The organism is Micromonospora sp. 4G55 (genome assembly GCF_016803375.1).
Window position 1 is genome coordinate 1 of sequence record NZ_JAEVHN010000081.1, and the last position, 16,189, is coordinate 16,189.

The 16,189-nt window shown below is 73.8% G+C and carries 9 protein-coding genes and 2 pseudogenes; 5 read left to right on the forward strand and 6 right to left on the reverse strand.

Annotated elements, in window-relative coordinates:
• A partial coding sequence (gene ppc, locus JNW89_RS10025; RefSeq protein WP_238448677.1) for a phosphoenolpyruvate carboxylase occupies positions 1-2,771 on the reverse strand: 2,771 nt, incomplete at its 3' end.
• 120 nt (positions 2,772-2,891) lie between these two features.
• Positions 2,892-3,929 (reverse strand): hypothetical protein, encoded by a 1,038-nt coding sequence (locus JNW89_RS10030; RefSeq protein ID WP_238448678.1) that lies wholly within the window; start codon positions 3,927-3,929, stop codon positions 2,892-2,894.
• 130 nt (positions 3,930-4,059) lie between these two features.
• On the opposite strand from JNW89_RS10030, the pseudogene JNW89_RS10035 reads away from it, so the two are divergent.
• Positions 4,060-5,099, forward strand: a pseudogene (locus JNW89_RS10035) (S66 peptidase family protein).
• Positions 5,100-5,168: 69 nt separating this feature from the next.
• Here the strand turns inward: JNW89_RS10035 and JNW89_RS10040 are convergent.
• The 3 genes from JNW89_RS10040 to JNW89_RS10050 all read right to left on the reverse strand — a co-directional run bounded on the left by JNW89_RS10040 (position 5,169) and on the right by JNW89_RS10050 (position 7,992).
• On the reverse strand, positions 5,169-6,080 hold the full coding sequence (locus JNW89_RS10040; protein ID WP_238448679.1) for a cyclase family protein: 912 nt from the start codon (positions 6,078-6,080) through the stop codon (positions 5,169-5,171).
• Positions 6,081-6,226: 146 nt separating this feature from the next.
• A complete protein-coding gene (locus JNW89_RS10045; protein ID WP_238448680.1) occupies positions 6,227-6,772 on the reverse strand; it encodes a GNAT family N-acetyltransferase in 546 nt (181 codons plus the stop codon).
• A 317-nt stretch (positions 6,773-7,089) separates the two neighbouring features.
• On the reverse strand, positions 7,090-7,992 hold the full coding sequence (locus tag JNW89_RS10050; RefSeq protein ID WP_238448681.1) for an AraC family transcriptional regulator: 903 nt from the start codon (positions 7,990-7,992) through the stop codon (positions 7,090-7,092).
• A gap of 163 nt (positions 7,993-8,155) precedes the next feature.
• On the opposite strand from JNW89_RS10050, the pseudogene mfd reads away from it, so the two are divergent.
• The 4 genes and pseudogenes from mfd to JNW89_RS10070 all read left to right on the forward strand — a co-directional run bounded on the left by mfd (position 8,156) and on the right by JNW89_RS10070 (position 15,486).
• Positions 8,156-11,799: pseudogene (mfd, locus tag JNW89_RS10055) on the forward strand (transcription-repair coupling factor).
• Between the two features lie 98 nt (positions 11,800-11,897).
• A complete protein-coding gene (locus JNW89_RS10060) occupies positions 11,898-12,683 on the forward strand; it encodes a hypothetical protein (RefSeq protein ID WP_238448682.1) in 786 nt (261 codons plus the stop codon).
• Positions 12,680-13,666 (forward strand): nucleoside triphosphate pyrophosphohydrolase, encoded by a 987-nt coding sequence (locus tag JNW89_RS10065; RefSeq protein WP_238448685.1) that lies wholly within the window; start codon positions 12,680-12,682, stop codon positions 13,664-13,666. The genes JNW89_RS10060 and JNW89_RS10065 overlap by 4 nt, the downstream gene beginning before the upstream one ends.
• A 200-nt stretch (positions 13,667-13,866) precedes the next feature.
• Positions 13,867-15,486 (forward strand): DUF885 domain-containing protein, encoded by a 1,620-nt coding sequence (locus JNW89_RS10070; RefSeq protein ID WP_238448683.1) that lies wholly within the window; start codon positions 13,867-13,869, stop codon positions 15,484-15,486.
• A 38-nt stretch (positions 15,487-15,524) separates the two neighbouring features.
• Here JNW89_RS10070 and JNW89_RS10075 read toward each other — a convergent pair.
• Positions 15,525-16,189: NAD(+) diphosphatase (locus tag JNW89_RS10075; protein ID WP_238448684.1), on the reverse strand; the 665-nt coding region annotated here is incomplete at its 5' end.

The window sequence follows — 16,189 nt, forward strand, 5'->3', positions numbered from 1 at the left end:
ATCCCGGCGGCGATGCCGTTGACCGTGGTGAGCAGGGCCCGCTCCAACGCCGTACCGTCGCTCGGCGCGCGGCGGCCGCCCGGCGCGGTCGCCACCGCGCGCCCGGCGGCCCCGGAGTCCCGGTACTGCCGCAGCAGCGCCACCTGGAGGTGGTGCAGCGGCTCCAGGTAGGTGTCCCGGACCGCGAGGGTGCGCTGGAGCACCGGCGAGTTCTCCAGCAGGGCGGGTGCGGCGGTCACCGCCAGCACCTCCTGCTTGGTCAGCTCGTACTCCTGCTCGATCTTGTCGAAGATCGGGTGCAGCTTCTTCGGGACCAGGGTCTCCACGTAGCGGCGGGCGATGCTCAGGTCGGTCTTGGTGAGCATCATCTCGACGTTCGACAGGAACGTGCGGAAGAAGTGCCAGTTGCGGTTCATCTCGGCGAGCACGTCCTCCAGCCCGGCCGCCCGCGCCGCCGCCAGCCCGGAGCCGACGCCGAACCAGCCCGGCACGATCTGCCGGGTCTGCGTCCAGCCGAACACCCACGGAATGGCCCGCAGCCCGCCCAGCCCGGCCCCGGTGTTCGGCCGCTTCGCCGGCCGGGAGCCGATGTTGAGCGCGCCGAGCAGCTCGGTGGGGGTGGAGGCCCAGAAGTACGCCGGCAGGTCCGGGTCCTCGACCAGGCTCCGGTAGGACCGGAAGGCCGACTCGGAGACCACGTCCATGGTCGCGTCCCAGCGCTCCAGCATCTCGGCCGGCTGGCGGGGCGCGGTGTGCAGCAGCGTCGCCTGGAGCACCGCCGCGACGGTCAGCTCCAGGTTCTCCCGGGCCAGCGCCGGCAGCGTGTACTTGTCGGAGATGACCTCGCCCTGCTCGGTCACCTTGATCGCGCCGTCCAGGGTGCCGTACGGCTGGGCCAGGATCGCCTCGTGCGTCGGCCCGCCGCCGCGCCCGACCGTGCCGCCCCGGCCGTGGAAGAGCCGCAGGTGCACGCCGTGCCGGGCGGCCACGTCGCGCAGCGCCCGCTGCGCCCGGTGGATCGACCACTGGCTGGTGGTGATGCCGGCCTCCTTGTTGGAGTCGGAGTAGCCCAGCATCACCTCCTGCACGTCGCCGCGGGCCGCGACCAGCGCCCGGTACGCGGGCAGCGACAGCAGCTCGTCGAGCAGCTCGCCGCCGGCGTTCAGCTCCGCCGGGGTCTCCAGCAGCGGCACGAAGCCAATCCGGGCCCGGCCGCTGTGCACGTCGATAAGCCCGGCCTCGCGCCCCAGCACCACGGCGGCGAGCACGTCGTCGACGCCGAGGGTCATCGAGATGATGTACGACTCGATCACCTCGGCGCCGAACCGGTCCTGCGCCTCGCGGATCGCACCGAACACGTCGAACGTCTTCTGCGCGTTCTCGGTCAGCGGGGTGTCCAGCGTCGACAGCGGCCGGCGGCCGGCCAGCTCGTCGGCGAGGAGCTTGGTCCGCTCCAGCCGGGTCAGCGACGGGTAGTCCGACACCTCGCCGACCGCCGCGTAGAGCTGGGCCAGCACCGCGTGGTGCGCCTCGGCGTGCTCGCGGACGTCCATGGTGGCCAGGTGCAGGCCGAACGCGGAGACCGTACGGATGGTGGAGGCGAGCCGGCCGACGGCGGTGAGCTGCCCGGAGTTGCGGGCCAGCGAGGCGCGCAGCAGCTCCAGGTCGGCGATCAGCTCGGCTGAGCCGCGGTAGTCCCGCCCCGGCACGTGCGGGGTGCCCCGGCGCAGCCGTTCCCGGGTGTTGGCCAGCTTCGCCTTCACGCACCGCGCCTTGAGCCGGTACGGCTCCTCGGCGTTGACCCGGCGGAACCGGGGCGCCACCTCGGGCAGCGCGTCCAGGTCGGCGGCGAGGCTGGCGGAGAGGTCCAGCGACACCGCCCGCAGCCGCCGGGAGACCGAGACCTCGTTGATGAGCTGGTCCATCGCCTTCTCGGTGGCGCTGATGCCGTGCTCGTGCTGGATGTGGAGCACCTCGCGGGTGACCGTCGGGGTGACGAACGGGTTGCCGTCCCGGTCGCCGCCGATCCAGGTGCCGAAGGTCAGCGGGCGGGCCGTCGGCGAGGTCTCCACGCCGAGGGTGCGCAGGGTGTCGGCGAGGTCGTCGAGCACCTGCGGGGCGGCCTCGGCGTACAGGTCGCGCAGGTAGTAGATGGCGTTGCGGGCCTCGTCTGTCGGGTCCGGCCGGTCCAGCCGCAGCTCGTCGGTCTGCCACATCAGGTCCAGCAGCTCGGCCAGGCGCCGGTTGGCCGGGCCCTCGTCGCTGGCGCCGTAGAGGATGGCGTTGGTGGTCTCGGTGTCCAGTTCGTCGGCGATGGCGCGCAGCTTGGACAGGATCGAGCGGCGGGCCGCCTCGGTGGGGTGGGCGGTGAAGACCGGGCGTACCGCGAGCCGACGGGCCGCCGCGGCGATCTCCTCGGCCGGCACGCCGCGCTCGGCGATCATCTTGGCCGCCTGGTCCAGCCAGCCGCCGTGCGCCGCCCGGCGTCGGCGCAGGTCCCGGGCGCGGTGCACCTGTTCGGTGATGTTGGCCAGGTGGAAGTAGGTGGAGAAGGCACGGGCCAGCTTCGTGCCGGTGGTGACGTCCAGCCCGCCGAGCCGCTGCGCGGCGGCGGGGGCGTCGGAGCGGACCTGGGCGCGGATCTCCTCGACCAGGTCGAGCAGGGGGCGGCCCTCCTGGCGGGCCAGGGTCTGGCCGAGCAGAGTGCCGAGGCGGCGGATGTCGGCCCGCAGGGCGGCGTCGGGGCCGTCGTGGTCGTGCTGGTCGGTCACCATGCGCTCCTTACGTGAGTACGAAGGACAGCGCTGTCCGACTCCGTCGATCGTATCCGTGGGGACCCGCCGGTAAGGAGGGGGCCCGCGATGTCACCTTCCCCACGATCTCCACCGGGTTCACCCGTCCGGCCTGGTGTCCAGCCGCCGGCGCGATCGTCGGGCGGCCCGGCGGCCCCGCGCCAGGGTGGCGGTGAGCAGGCCGAGCAGGCCGAGCGCGGCCCAGACCAGCAGCCCGGCCAGCGGCCACCGGGCGGAGCGCAGGTCGAAGTAGACCGCCGACTTGACCAGGTCGGTGGCCAGCCCGGGGACGTTCCAGTGGTGCATGTCGCGCAGGAACCCGGGCAGGAACTCCGGGGCGTAGATGCCGCCGGAGCCGGGGTTGCCGAGCACCACCAGCAACAGGATCACCAGTCCGGTGCCGAGCAGGCCCAGCCAGGCCTGGACGGCGGCGGCGACCATCGCGGCGGCGAAGGCGGTCAGCATGCCGACGGCGGCGAGCGTCGGCAGGTCGTGGTCCCAGACGTCGAGCACCGGCCCGACCAGCAGCGTGGCGATGACCGCCAGCAGCACGGCGTGCACCGCCAGCGAGGCGATCCGCAGGCCGGCCCGGCGGAGACTGTGCGGGGCGGTGCCGAGCGAGATCCCCAGCGCGGTCGACGCCAGGTAGCCGCCCAGCACCAGGCCGACCGCAAGGTAGAACGGCACCAGGCCGCGCGGGTCGTCGGCGGAGACCGGCACCTCGTCGGTGACCTCGATCGGGGTCTGCGCGCGCCCGGCCGCGGTGGTCAGCACCTGGGTGATGAGTTCCGTGGCGGCGGGCGCGGACGCGCTGGCGGTGGTCAGCAGGAGCTTTCCCTGGGGTGTCGAGCTGAGCACCGCGTACACCTCGCGGCCGATCAGGCCGTCGTCGGCCGCGGTCGGGTCGTCGTACTCGACGGGTTTGATCGTGTCGGTCCGGTCGCGCACCCCGGCGAGCACGGCCTGGGCGCGCTGGTCGCCGAGGACCACGCCGACCGGGACGTCGCGCGGGGTCGGCTGGTGCAGCGCCCCCACGTAGGCCGCGATGAACGCGGTGGCCAGGGCCAGGGTGCCGACCAGCAGGGCCGCCGTGCGGGGCAGCCACTCGCGGGTCCGCAGCTCCGGCTCCTCGTCCACGTCGCCAGCCTAGGGCCCCGCTTGCCCGTGTTCAGGACGTTTCGCCCGCCCTGCCCGGCGGGGCCGCCGCCTGATCGAGGTCGGGCGGACGACCGGAAAACCCGTTGGTCGCGCTCGGTAGCGTCCGGACATGACCTTCCCGAACTACCCGCGCAGACCCCGCCCCGGCGACCGGGTCGCGGTCGTCTCACCCTCGGCCGGCCTGCCGGGTCTCTTCTCCCACGTGTACGAGTTGGGCCTGCGCCGGCTGCGCGAGGAGTTCGGCCTGGAGCCGGTGGAGTATCCGACGACCCGGACGATGGGCGCCGACCCGAAGGACCGGGCCCGGGACCTCACCGCCGCCTTCGCCGACCCGACGATCACCGCCGTGCTGGCCACCGTGGGCGGCGACGACCTGATCACGGTCACCCCGCACCTGGACGACGCGGTGCTGCGGGCCAACCCGAAGCCGTACTTCGCTACTCGGACAACACCAACGTGCTCAACCACCTCTACCGGCTGGGCATCGTGGCGTACCACGGCGGATCGGTGCTGGTGCACCTCGGCCGGTCCGGCAGGCCGCACCCGCTCACCCTCGACTCGCTGCGCGCCGCCCTGTTCACCTCCGGCTGGTACGACCTCACGCCCGCGCCGGAGTGGGGCGACGAACCGCGCGACTGGCGCGACCCGGCCACCCTGACGCAGGAGCCGGTGATGTTCCCCGGCACCGGCTGGCACTGGCAGGGCCCGGCGACCGTGGTCCAGGGGCGCACCTGGGGCGGCAACCTGGAGATCCTGCACTGGCTGATGGCCGCCGACCGGGTCCCCGCCGCCGCGGAACTGGCCGGGTCGGTGCTGGTGCTCGAAACCTCGCAGGAGCTTCCGACCGCCCAGGAGGTGTTCCGCATCGTGCGGAACATGGGGGAGCGGGGGCTGCTCGCGGCCTTTCCCGCCGTCGTCGTCGGCCGCCCCAAGGCGTGGGACTTCGCCAACCCCCGGTCGGTCGCGGACCGGCTGGCGTGGGCCGAGGCGCAGCGGGAGGCGGTCAGCCGGGCGCTGGCCCCGTACCGCCCCGACGCGGTGGCGGTCTTCGACGTCGACCTCGGCCACACCGACCCGCAGCTGATCATCCCGTACGGCGGGGAGATCCGGGTGGACGCCGTCGAGCGCCGAATCTCGGTCCGGTACTGAGGCGGGCCGCTCCCAGCCCCGCTCTCCTGCTCCGTCGGTGCCGCGTCCGGCGGACGCCGGGGAGTCGGGTCAGCCGACGACGGCGAAGGCGCGGACCGGGAAGGTGCCCATGCCGGCCACCATGGGCGGGGCGGCGGTGAAGCGGAACCCGTCCGGGGGCAGGGCGTCCAGGCCGGTCAGGTGCTCCACGATCGGGATGCCGGCGGCCAGCAGCGCGCTGTGCGCCGGGCGCTCGCCCCCGGACGCCGGGCTCATGTCGTCGATGTTGATCGAGTCGACGCCGACCAGCGCGGCGCCCGCCTCGACCAGGGCGCGGGCCCCGTCGCCGGTGAGGTACGGGGCGTCCGGCGCGCCGTACCGGTCGGTGCCGAAGTGCGCGGACCAGCCGGTGTGCAGCAGCACCGCGCGCCCGGCGACGTCGTAGGGCGCCAGCAGCAGCCGGTCCACCGCGCGCGTGCCGGCCGGCACCCGGACCACCAGGCCGGGCAGGTCGGCGAGCCGGTCCAGCGGGACGCCGGTGAGGTCGGCGCCCTCCGCCCAGCGGTGCGCGGGAGAGTCCAGGTACGTCCCGGTGTTGGCGATCATGTCGATCCGGCTCACCTGGAACTCGGTGCCCGGGGCGTAGTTCGCCCGGGACGCCTCGCGGGTCAGCCACTCGCTGATCCGGGGGCCCGGCCAGCCGGGCAGGGTGGTCATGCCGTCGGTGATCACGTGGCTCAGCTCGACCAGGCGTCGGCCGGTGTCACCGGGGTCGGCGCTGACGCCCCGGCCGCCCTTGTGCGGCTCCTCGATGATCGTCCGGCCGGTGATCCGTACGTCGGCGACCATCAGCAGCCCGAGGTGCCGGACGAAGAGCGCGGCCAGCGCCGCGTCGTCGATCTCGGGCCCCGGGATGTCCAGCCGGAACCCGTCGGTCCGCAGCCCGCCCCCGTTGGCGAACGTGACCTCCGCGTCGAACTGCGCCCGATACTGCTTCCCCATCCACCCACCCGACCACGCCCACCCACCCCAGTCAAGATCCACCCGGCCGTCCGCCTCGTGCAAGATCCGCGCACTTTCGGAGAACTCGTGGCCTCCGGCGCGGAAACAGCCCCGCTTTCCGAAAATCTGCGCGGCTCGGCGGACTGTCAGGCGGGCACGTCGTTCATGACGTAGAGCTTGATCCAGTAGCGCCGGACCGGGCCGAATGTGGTGTCCTGGTTGCCCTCGAAGACGCCGCCGCACCGCTCGATCGTCTTCGCCGAGGCGGCATTGTCGACCGCGCAGACGACCAGCAGCCGATCCATGCCGCGCATCCGCGCCTCGGCGAGCATCCGAACGACCGCCCAGGTGGCCAGCCCGCGCCGGCGCGCCGAGGGCCGGATGCCGTAGCCGAGGTGGCCGGCCCACCGCACGTAGTCGCTGTCACCGTGCCGGAGCGCGATCCCGCCGAGAACGCGATCGCTTTCGACGATCCACCGGTACGTGCAACCCGCGCTGCCGGTGCCCGTCGCCTTCGTCCGGTCCACCTCGCCGGTCAGCCGCGCCACCCACGCCGCGAACCCGACAGGCGTCTCCACCTCGTCGGACGGACCCAGCCCGAAACCGTCCTCGTGCTGCCCGGGGCCCCACTCCGCATGCGCCTCCAGCCAGGCGGCGTGCAGGCGGACCGTGGGCACGATCAGTTCCGGCATGCGGCGACGATAACGCCAAGATCACGTACTGGCAGCGGAGCCGGCCGTCGCCCCCGCAGCCGGCAGCGGGTGGAGAAGTGTCCAGACAGGTGCGGGGCGGAGGTGCCGCGCCTGGGGGGTTCGCGGCACCTCCACGTCGGGCGGGCCCCTGCGGGGGCCGCCGTTCCCGGCGAGGGCTGCGGGCCTCCCCGAACAGGTCCGCGCACCCCCTCCGGCCGCCTCGTCGGGCGGCTCGGTCCGGGTCGACGTGATCCATCCTCGGGGCGGGACAGGTCCGCGGTCTTGAAGATTCTTGCTCGAATGGCCGCCGGGGTCGGTCAGGCCGCCTCGGCGACGGTGAGCAGCCGGCGCAGTTGGGCCGGCGGGTGGCCCACCTGGTCCCGGACCACCCGGGTCAGGTGCGCCTGGTCGGCGAAGCCGTGGTCGGCGGCGACCGTGCCCAGCGGCTGCCCGTCGTCGTCGGCCAGCACGTCGAGCACCGCGCGGACCCGCAGCCGGTTGCCGTACGCGGTGAGACTCTGCCCGGTGACCCGCTGGAACACCCGGCTCAGGTGGTGCGGCGAGCAGCCCACCTGCTCGGCCACCTCGGTCAGCCCCAGCCGGAAGTCGGAGCCGGCGAGCACCTCCCGGGCCCGGTCGGCCAGCCGGCGGTGCGCGGCCAGGGTGGCGGGACGCCGGCCGATGGCCCGTTCGATCTCCGCGCCGAACTCGCCGGCGCCGATCGGGCTGACGCTGAGCAGCCGGCCCACGAAGCGGTGCATGCGCTCGGTGAACTCGAACCGGTCCATGCCCCGCGCGCAGCGGGCCACCAGCATCCGGTGTTCCAGGTCGAGGCGTTCGTCCACGCTGCCGTCCCAGCCGCGCCGGTCCAGCCACTGCGCGGCGTCCGGCCGGTGGGCCAGCAGCTCCGGTGACAGTTCCAAACAGGTGTAGACGTCACCGTCGCCGAGCGGGTGGCTGACGTGCATCTCGTCGCCGGGCCGGCTGAACAGCACCGAGGTGGCGTCGGCGAAGGTGAGCTGCCCGTTGAGCCGGCGCAGGGAGGCTCCGGAGCGGCCGAGGAAGACCCGGTGGCCCAGATTGGGCAGCGGCCCGTGCCAGCCCGGATCGTCGACGAGGCAGCGCACCTGGTAGAGCAGGGCACCTTCGGTGACGCCCAGCACCCGCCACCGACCGGAGGTGGTCCGTGCCCGGGGATCACCGCCGACCTGGTCCGGCATCGTTCCTCCCGTCGCCGGGGCCGCCGGCGGATCCGGTACCGGCCCGGCCGCCACGGCTCCAGCCCGGATTGTCTCCCGAGCGGGATAGTCTCGACAGGTGCACCCCCCGTCCGGCTGGACGCGGGGCCGTCGCCGTGCGTCGATTTCCTGGAAGTGATCACAGATGCTCACCGGACTCTTCTCCGCCGCCCTGGCCGATCCCGGGCTGGCCCGGGCGCGTGACCTGGCGCGCTCCGGTGCCGCCCAGGTCGACGGCCTCGATCTCACCGCCCCGGCGGCGCTGCGCCCGTTCGCCGTGGCCGCCGTCGCGGCCGATCCCCTCGACGCCGGTGGTGGCGCCGGCCGGCCCGTGCTCGCCGTGACCGCCACCACCCGCGAGGCCGACGACCTGGCCTCGGCGCTGGGCAGCCTGCTCCCGCCCGAGCAGGTGGCGGTCTTCCCGTCCTGGGAGACGCTGCCGCACGAGCGGCTCTCGCCGCGCTCCGACACCGTCGGTCGCCGGCTGGCCGTGCTGCGTCGGCTGGCGCACCCGCAGTCGGCCGACGCGCACGGCCGTACGGGCCCGCTGCGGGTGGTCGTCGCACCGGTGCGGTCGCTGCTGCAACCGCAGCTCAAGGGGCTGGGCGATCTCGAACCGGTGCAGCTGACCGCCGGCGACGAGGCCGACCTGGAGGAGGTGGCCCGCCGGCTCACCGACATGGCGTACGCGCGGGTCGACCTGGTCACCAAGCGCGGCGAGTTCGCGGTGCGCGGCGGCATCCTGGACGTCTTCCCGCCCACCGACGAGCACCCCTCCCGGGTCGAGTTCTGGGGCGACGAGGTGGAGGAGATCCGTACCTTCGCCGTCGCCGACCAGCGCACGATCGAGCAGGTCCCGCAGCTCTGGGCGCCGCCGTGCCGGGAGCTGCTGCTCACCCCGTCGGTGCGGGAGCGGGCCGCCGCCCTGGCCCAGGAGCACCCGGAGCTGGCCGAGATCCTCGACAAGCTGGCCGAGGGCATCCCGGTCGAGGGGATGGAGTCGCTGGTCCCGGCGCTGCTCGGCAACGAGAGCCTGGAGCTGCTGCTGGACTGCATGCCGGCCGCACCCACGTACTGCTCTGCGACCCGGAGCGGATCCGCACCCGGGCGCACGACCTGGTCCGTACCTCGGACGAGTTCCTCCAGGCCAGTTGGGCCGCGGCGGCCGTCGGCGGCCAGGCCCCGGTCGACCTCGGCGCCGCCGCCTTCCGGACCCTGGCCGAGGTACGCGCGGCGGCCCGCACGCTGCGCCAGCCCTGGTGGACCCTCGCCCCGTTCGGCCTGGTCGAGGCGGACGCCACCGCCGCAGTCCGGCAAGCCTGGGAGGACGAGCCCACCGAGGTCGACGTCACGCCCGACGACGCGATCGCGGTGAGCCTGGCGGCGCAGCCCGCCCCGCTCTACCACGGCGAGACCTCCCGGGTGGTCGACGACCTCAAGCGCTGGGCCGGCGAGGGCTGGTCGATCGCGCTGGTCTTCGAGGGGCACGGCCCCGCCCAGCGGGCCGTCGAGGTGCTCCGCGACGCCGGTCTGGGCGCCCGGCTGGTCGAGGAGGTGCCGGCCGCGCCCGCCCCCGGCGAGGTGCTGGTGAGCTGTGGCTGCCTGACCGCCGGCTTCGTCGACGAGGCGTCCCGGTTCGTGCTGCTCACCGGCAACGACGTCACCGGCGGCCGGGGCACCTCCACCCGGGACATGCGCAAGATGCCGAGCCGGCGGCGCAACACCATCGACCCGCTGGAGCTCAAGGCCGGCGACCACGTGGTGCACGAGCAGCACGGCATCGGCCGGTACGTCGAGCTGGTGCAGCGCACCGTCAACGGCGCCTCCCGGGAATACCTGGTCATCGAGTACGCGCCGAGCAAGCGGGGCCAGCCCGGCGACCGCCTCTTCGTCCCCACCGACCAGCTCGACCAGCTCAGCCGCTACGTCGGCGGCGAGCAGCCCACCCTGCACAAGATGGGCGGCTCGGACTGGCAGAAGTCCAAGGCCCGCGCCCGCAAGGCGGTCAAGGAGATCGCCGCGCAGCTGATCCAGCTCTACGCCGCCCGCAAGGCGTCCAAGGGGCACTCGTTCGCACCCGACACCCCGTGGCAGCGGGAGCTGGAGGACGCCTTCCCCTGGCAGGAGACGCCGGACCAGCTCGCCGCGATCGAAGAGGTCAAGCGGGACATGGAGCAGACCGTCCCGATGGACCGGCTGATCTGTGGCGACGTCGGCTACGGCAAGACCGAGATCGCCGTGCGGGCCGCCTTCAAGGCGGTGCAGGACGGCAAGCAGGTGGCCGTGCTGGTGCCCACCACGCTGCTGGTGCAGCAGCACTACAACACCTTCGCCGAGCGGATGAGTCAGTTCCCGGTGACCATCCGGCAGCTGTCCCGCTTCCAGACGCCGAAGGAGTCCGAGCGGACGTTGGAGATGGTCGCCGACGGGACCGTCGACATCGTCATCGGCACCCACCGGCTGCTGCAGACGGCGACCCGGTTCAAGCAGCTCGGCATGGTGGTCATCGACGAGGAGCAGCGGTTCGGCGTCGAGCACAAGGAGCACCTGAAGACGCTGCGCGCCTCGGTGGACGTGCTGAGCATGTCGGCCACCCCGATCCCGCGAACGCTGGAGATGGCGATCACCGGCATCCGGGAGATGTCCACCATCGCCACCCCGCCGGAGGAGCGGCACCCGGTGCTCACCTTCGTCGGGGCGTACGACGACCGGCAGGTGGCCGCCTCCATCCACCGCGAGCTGCTCCGTGACGGGCAGGTCTTCTACCTGCACAACCGGGTCGAGTCGATCGACAAGGCGGCCCGCCGCATCCGGGAGCTGGTGCCCGAGGCGCGGGTCGCGGTGGCGCACGGCCAGATGGGCGAGGACGCGCTGGAGAAGGTGATGATCGGCTTCTGGGAGAAGGAGTTCGACGTCCTGGTCTGCACCACGATCGTGGAGTCCGGCATCGACATCCCGAACGCCAACACCCTGATCGTGGAGCGGGCCGACCTACTCGGCCTGGCCCAGCTGCACCAGATCCGGGGCCGGGTCGGCCGCGGTCGGGAGCGGGCGTACGCCTACTTCCTCTACCCGCCGGAGAAGCCGCTGACCGAGCACGCCCACGAGCGGCTCGCCACCATCGCCCAGCACACCGAGCTGGGCGCCGGCATGTACGTGGCGATGAAGGACCTGGAGATCCGGGGCGCCGGCAACCTGCTCGGCGGCGAGCAATCCGGCCACATCGAGGGCGTCGGCTTCGACCTGTACGTCCGGATGGTCGGCGAGGCGGTGTCGGCGTTCAAGGGCGAGCGCCAGGAGGAGGAGGCCGACGTCAAGATCGACCTTCCGATCGACGCGCACCTGCCGCACGACTACGTCGGGGTGGAGCGGCTGCGGCTGGAGATGTACCGCAAGCTGGCCGAGGCCCGGGACGAGGAGCGGCTGCGCGAGGTGGTCGCCGAGATGACCGACCGGTACGGCGAGCCGCCCGCCCCGGTGCAGAACCTGGTCGCGGTGGCCAGCTTCCGCCTGCTGGCCCGCCGGTACGGCCTGACCGACGTGTCGATGCAGGGTAAGCACATCCGGTTCGGCCCGCTGCCGCTGCCGGACTCCAAGCAGCTGCGGCTCAAGCGCTACCACCCGGACTCGGTCTACAAGCAGGCCACCGACCAGGTCAGCGTGCCGCGGCCGAGCACCCGCCGGGTCGGCGGCGAACCGCTGCGCGACCAGGCGCTGCTGGAGTGGTGCGCGCAGCTGCTCTCCGATGTCCTGGGCGAGCCCGCCGCGCTGGCCGGGGCGTCGGCGTGACGGCCCCCCGGCTGCGCTGGTCGGGGCGTCGGCGGGAGGCGGCCCGCCCGTGGTGGGCGGCGTCACACCGCCGTACCGGGCATGAGAGAGTGACCGGCATGCGTGCACGCCGTCTCATCGCCGCCGCCAGCGTCGCGGCTCTCGGTGTCCTCTCCCTCGCCGCCTGCGGGAAGTCCTCGCCCGACGTGGCCGCGTACGTCGGTGACCGGACCTACTCGGTCGACTCGGTGGACGCGATCTACGACGACGCCCAGGCGAAGTACGCGGAGGCGATCCGCCAGAGCGCGACGCAGGCCGGCGTCGCCCCGGACGCGGAGCAGCTCCGCTCCCGGGTGACCCGGCAGGACGTGGTGAACCTGCTGGTCAGCATCGACCTGGGTAAGCGGGTAGTGGCCGAGCAGGGCCTCCAGGTGCCGGACCAGGTCACCCCGGAGCAGCTCGCGCAGCAGCTCCAGATGCCGCCGCAGGCCGAGTTCGCCAAGCTCTGGGGCGAGTGGGCCGACATCTCCATGGTGCTCAGCCAGAAACTGCCGCCGGCCGAGCTCAGCGACGCCTCGGTGATGGCCGTCTACCACGCCATCGAGGAGACCGGCGGGATCCAGTCCGGGCTCTCGGTGGGCGAGGTGCGGCAGCTCTTCGGCGAGGGCGGCTTCGTCCGTACCGCGTCGGCGCTCAGCGCGGCGCTGGAGGAGCAGGCCGACAAGGTGGACCTGTCGGTCAACCCGCGCTTCCGGCCGCTGGGCGTCCCGTCCTGGGTCAACAAGGGCCAGGAGCTGGTCTTCTACGCCCTGCCGTACGTCGACGCCAGCGGCCCGGTGACCGACATCTCGACCCCTGAGCCGGTCGCCACCCCGGCCGAGCAGGCCGGGTCGGTGGCCCCCTGAGCAGGCCCGCACGGATCGTCCTGCTGGTCACGTCGCCCCGGCTGCCGGCCGGCCTGCTGACCGCGGCCGCCTGGGACGTCGTACGCTCCGCGCCGGTGCTGGCGGGCGGGGAGAGCGCGCTGACCACGGCGGTCCGGGCGGCGGGCGCCGAGGTCACGGTGGTCGAGGCCGGCGCGACGCAGGCGCTGCTCGACGCGGTGGCGGCGCACGGCACGGCGGTCTGGCTGGCCGGTCCCGCCGGTGACGAGGCGCTCGCCCGGGAGCTGGGCCTGCGGCTGGCCCGCCAGCCGGGGCTGGCCGAGCTGGAGCTGATGTACGGCTCCTGGGACCCGCCCGGCGCGCGGCTGCTCGACGCGGTCGAGGTGATGGACCGGCTCGCCTCGCCCGGCGGTGACCCGTGGAAGCGCTCGCAGACCCACCGCAGCCTCGCCGGCTTCCTGCTGGAGGAGTGCTACGAGGCCTACGACGCGATCAGCGCCGACGACACCGACGCGCTCCGCGAGGAGCTGGGTGACGTGCTGCTCCAGGTGCTGCTGCACGCCCGGCTGGCCGAGGAGCTGCCCGAGGGCGAGCGGTGGAGCGTCGACGACGTGGCCGGCGGCCTGGTGGACAAGATGGTCCGCCGCAACCCGCACGTCTTCGCCGGCGCGGAGACGGGCACGCTGGAGGAGATCGAGGCGAGCTGGGAGCGGATCAAGCAGGCCGAGAAGGCCCGCGCCTCGGTGCTGGACGGCATCGCGCTGAGCCAGCCCGCGCTCGCCCTGGCCGCCAAGATCCTGGACCGCGCGGGCCGGATCGGCCTCGCCGTTCCGCCCCCGCTGGCGGACACCCAGGTCGACCCGGAGGCGCGACTCGGTGCCAGCCTGCTGGCCACCGTCGCCGCCGCCCGGGAGGCCGGCATCGACCCCGAGGCCGCCCTGCGCCGTACCACCCTCGCCTACGCCGACGCGGTCCGCACCGCCGAAGCCGGGCCCTCCGCCTGACGCCTTCCTCTCGCCGCCGCCGGTCTCACGATCGAGCCCCGACAAGGCTCATGATCAACGCGGAATGCGGCAGGTCGCGGTATCCCGCGATCCCGACACCGCGACACGCCGCAGATCGCCCTCCGCAGGGTTCGACCCTGCGCGGGGCGGCAGGTCGTGGTGGCCATCGGTGGGTGAGGGTGGTGGGTAGGGTCTTGGGGATGGAACCCTTCGTGCCGCTGGCGGAACGGATCGTCGAGGCGTTGCTGGAGAGCCGCCCGGGGCTGGCCACCTCCGCCGGTGACCACCGGTACGACGATCGGCTGCCCGATCTCTCCCCGGAGGCCGTCAAGGCCGACCAGGCGATGCTGCGGGAGGCCGCCGACGCGCTCTCCGAACTCGACCCCGACGCGCTGGAGGTGGAGGAGCAGGTCGACCACGCGCTGCTCAGCGCCCTGGTCGACCGGGAGCTGTTCGAGCTGGGTGAGATCCGCGGGTACGAGTGGGACCCGCTGCGGCACAACCCCGGGCCGCTGCTGCACGCGGTGCTCGCCCGCCCGTACGCCCCGGTCGAGGAACGCGTCACCCACCTGGTCGGGCGGCTGTCGGCCGTACCCGATGCCCTGGCGACCGCGCGCGCGACGCTGCGCGACATGCCCCGGATCCACGCCGAGACGGCGGTGGGGCAGTTCACCGGCACGGCGGCGCTGATTCGCGACGAGGTGCCGCTGCTGCTGGCGCAGGCGCCCGCCATGTTCGACCGGGTGGAGCCGGCCGCGACCGCGGCGATCGCGGCGCTGGAGGAGTTCGTGGCGTGGCTGCGCATCGGTCTCGCGGCCGACGCCGGACCGGGGCGCGACCCCCGGCTGGGGCGGCGGCGCTGGGAGGCGCGGCTGTGGCACACCCTCGACACCGAGCTGGGCGCCGCCGAGGTGCAGCGCCGCGCCTGGGCCAACCTGGACCGGGTCACCGAGGAGATCCGCGCCGCGGCCGTCGAGCTGGTCGGCGGCCCGGCCGACGACGAGACGGTACGCCGGGCGCTGGACCTGCTCGCCGCCGAGCACCCCGACAACCACTCCATCGTGGACCTCGCCTCGACCACCCTGGACGAGGCCGTCGACTTCGTCCGGGACCGTGACCTGGTCACCCTGGTCGACGACCCGTGCGTGATCCAGGAGATGCCCGAGTTCGCCCGGGGCGTCGCCGTCGCCTACTGCGACTCGCCCGGCCCGCTGGAGACCGCGGCGCTGCCCACCTTCTACTGCATCTCGCCCACCCCGGCGGACTGGCCCGCGCACCGGGTGGAGTCGTTCTACCGCGAGTACAACGACCACATGATCCGCAACCTCACCGTGCACGAGGCGATGCCCGGCCATTTCCTCCAGCTCGCCCACGCCCGCCGGTACGCCGGCCCGACCCGGGTCCGCCCGCTGACCGAGTCCGGCGTGTTCATCGAGGGCTGGGCGGTCTACACCGAGGAGCTGATGGCCGGCCTCGGCTTCGGTGGCCTGCCGGTGCGGTTGCAGCAGCTCAAGATGCAGCTGCGGATGACCATCAACGCGCTGCTCGACCAGCTGGTGCACTGCGAGGACCTGCCCGAGCCCGAGGCGATGGCGCTGATGACCGGGCGCGGTTTCCAGGAGGAGGGCGAGGCGGCCGGCAAGTGGCGGCGGGCGCTGCTCACCTCCACCCAGCTCTCCACGTACTTCGTGGGCTACAGCGAGATGGCCGACATCGCCGCGGCGCGCCCGGACGGGGTGTCGGTGCGCGACTGGCACGACGCGATGCTCGCGCACGACTGCCCGCCGCCGCGCCACCTGCGTACCCTGCTCGGCGTCTGACCCGGCTCAGCGCCGCCCGGCGGTCACCGCCGCGTCGATCAGCCAGCGCGAGATGGAGTACGCCGGCGCAGCTCCGCCGGCAGCGCGTCCAGCGGGAACCAGCGCGCCTCGACCAGCTCCCGCCCGTCCACCACCGGCTCGGCGGACGGGTCGGCGGCGGTGGCGGTGAACCCGGTCAGCAGCGTCCCCGGCCCGGACATCGCCCACGGCTGGCTGCCGAAGTAGGCCACCCGGTCGACGGCCAGCCCGACCTCCTCGCCGACCTCCCGGCGTACCGCCGCCTCCAGCGTCTCGCCGGCCTCGACGAACCCGGCGACCAGCGCCCACAGCTCCGTCGGCCCGTACGCGTGCCGCACCAGCAGCAGCTCGTCGGGGCCGCCGGTCGGGCCGGGGCGGGTGATCGCGGTGAGCACGGCGGCGGAGAGCGGCATCGGCACGTACAGGTCGCAGCCGGGGCACCGCCGGGCGGTCTCCCCGGGCACGTCGGCCAGTTCGGCCCGGCACGCACCGCACCACCGGTGGGTACGCCGCCAGGTGACCACGGCCAGCGCCCGCCCGGCCGCCGTGGCGTACGGCTCCGGCAGCTCGGCGGCGAGCGACCGCCAGCTGCGCCAGCGCCCCCACGACTCCGCGGCCTCGGCGACGTCGGCCGCCCACGCGGGTACGCCGTCCAGCGTGCCGACCGGTACCCAGTCGGTGCCGG

Bases quoted from the DNA above. Each gene is read 5' to 3' on its own strand.
- JNW89_RS10040 (WP_238448679.1), bottom strand. From the start codon at position 6,080: ATGGGGAAGCAGTATCGGGCGCAGTTCGACGCGGAGGTCACGTTCGCC.
- JNW89_RS10045 (WP_238448680.1), bottom strand. From the start codon at position 6,772: ATGCCGGAACTGATCGTGCCCACGGTCCGCCTGCACGCCGCCTGGCTG.
- JNW89_RS10050 (WP_238448681.1), bottom strand. From the start codon at position 7,992: ATGCCGGACCAGGTCGGCGGTGATCCCCGGGCACGGACCACCTCCGGT.
- JNW89_RS10060 (WP_238448682.1), top strand. From the start codon at position 11,898: ATGCGTGCACGCCGTCTCATCGCCGCCGCCAGCGTCGCGGCTCTCGGT.
- JNW89_RS10070 (WP_238448683.1), top strand. From the start codon at position 13,867: ATGGAACCCTTCGTGCCGCTGGCGGAACGGATCGTCGAGGCGTTGCTG.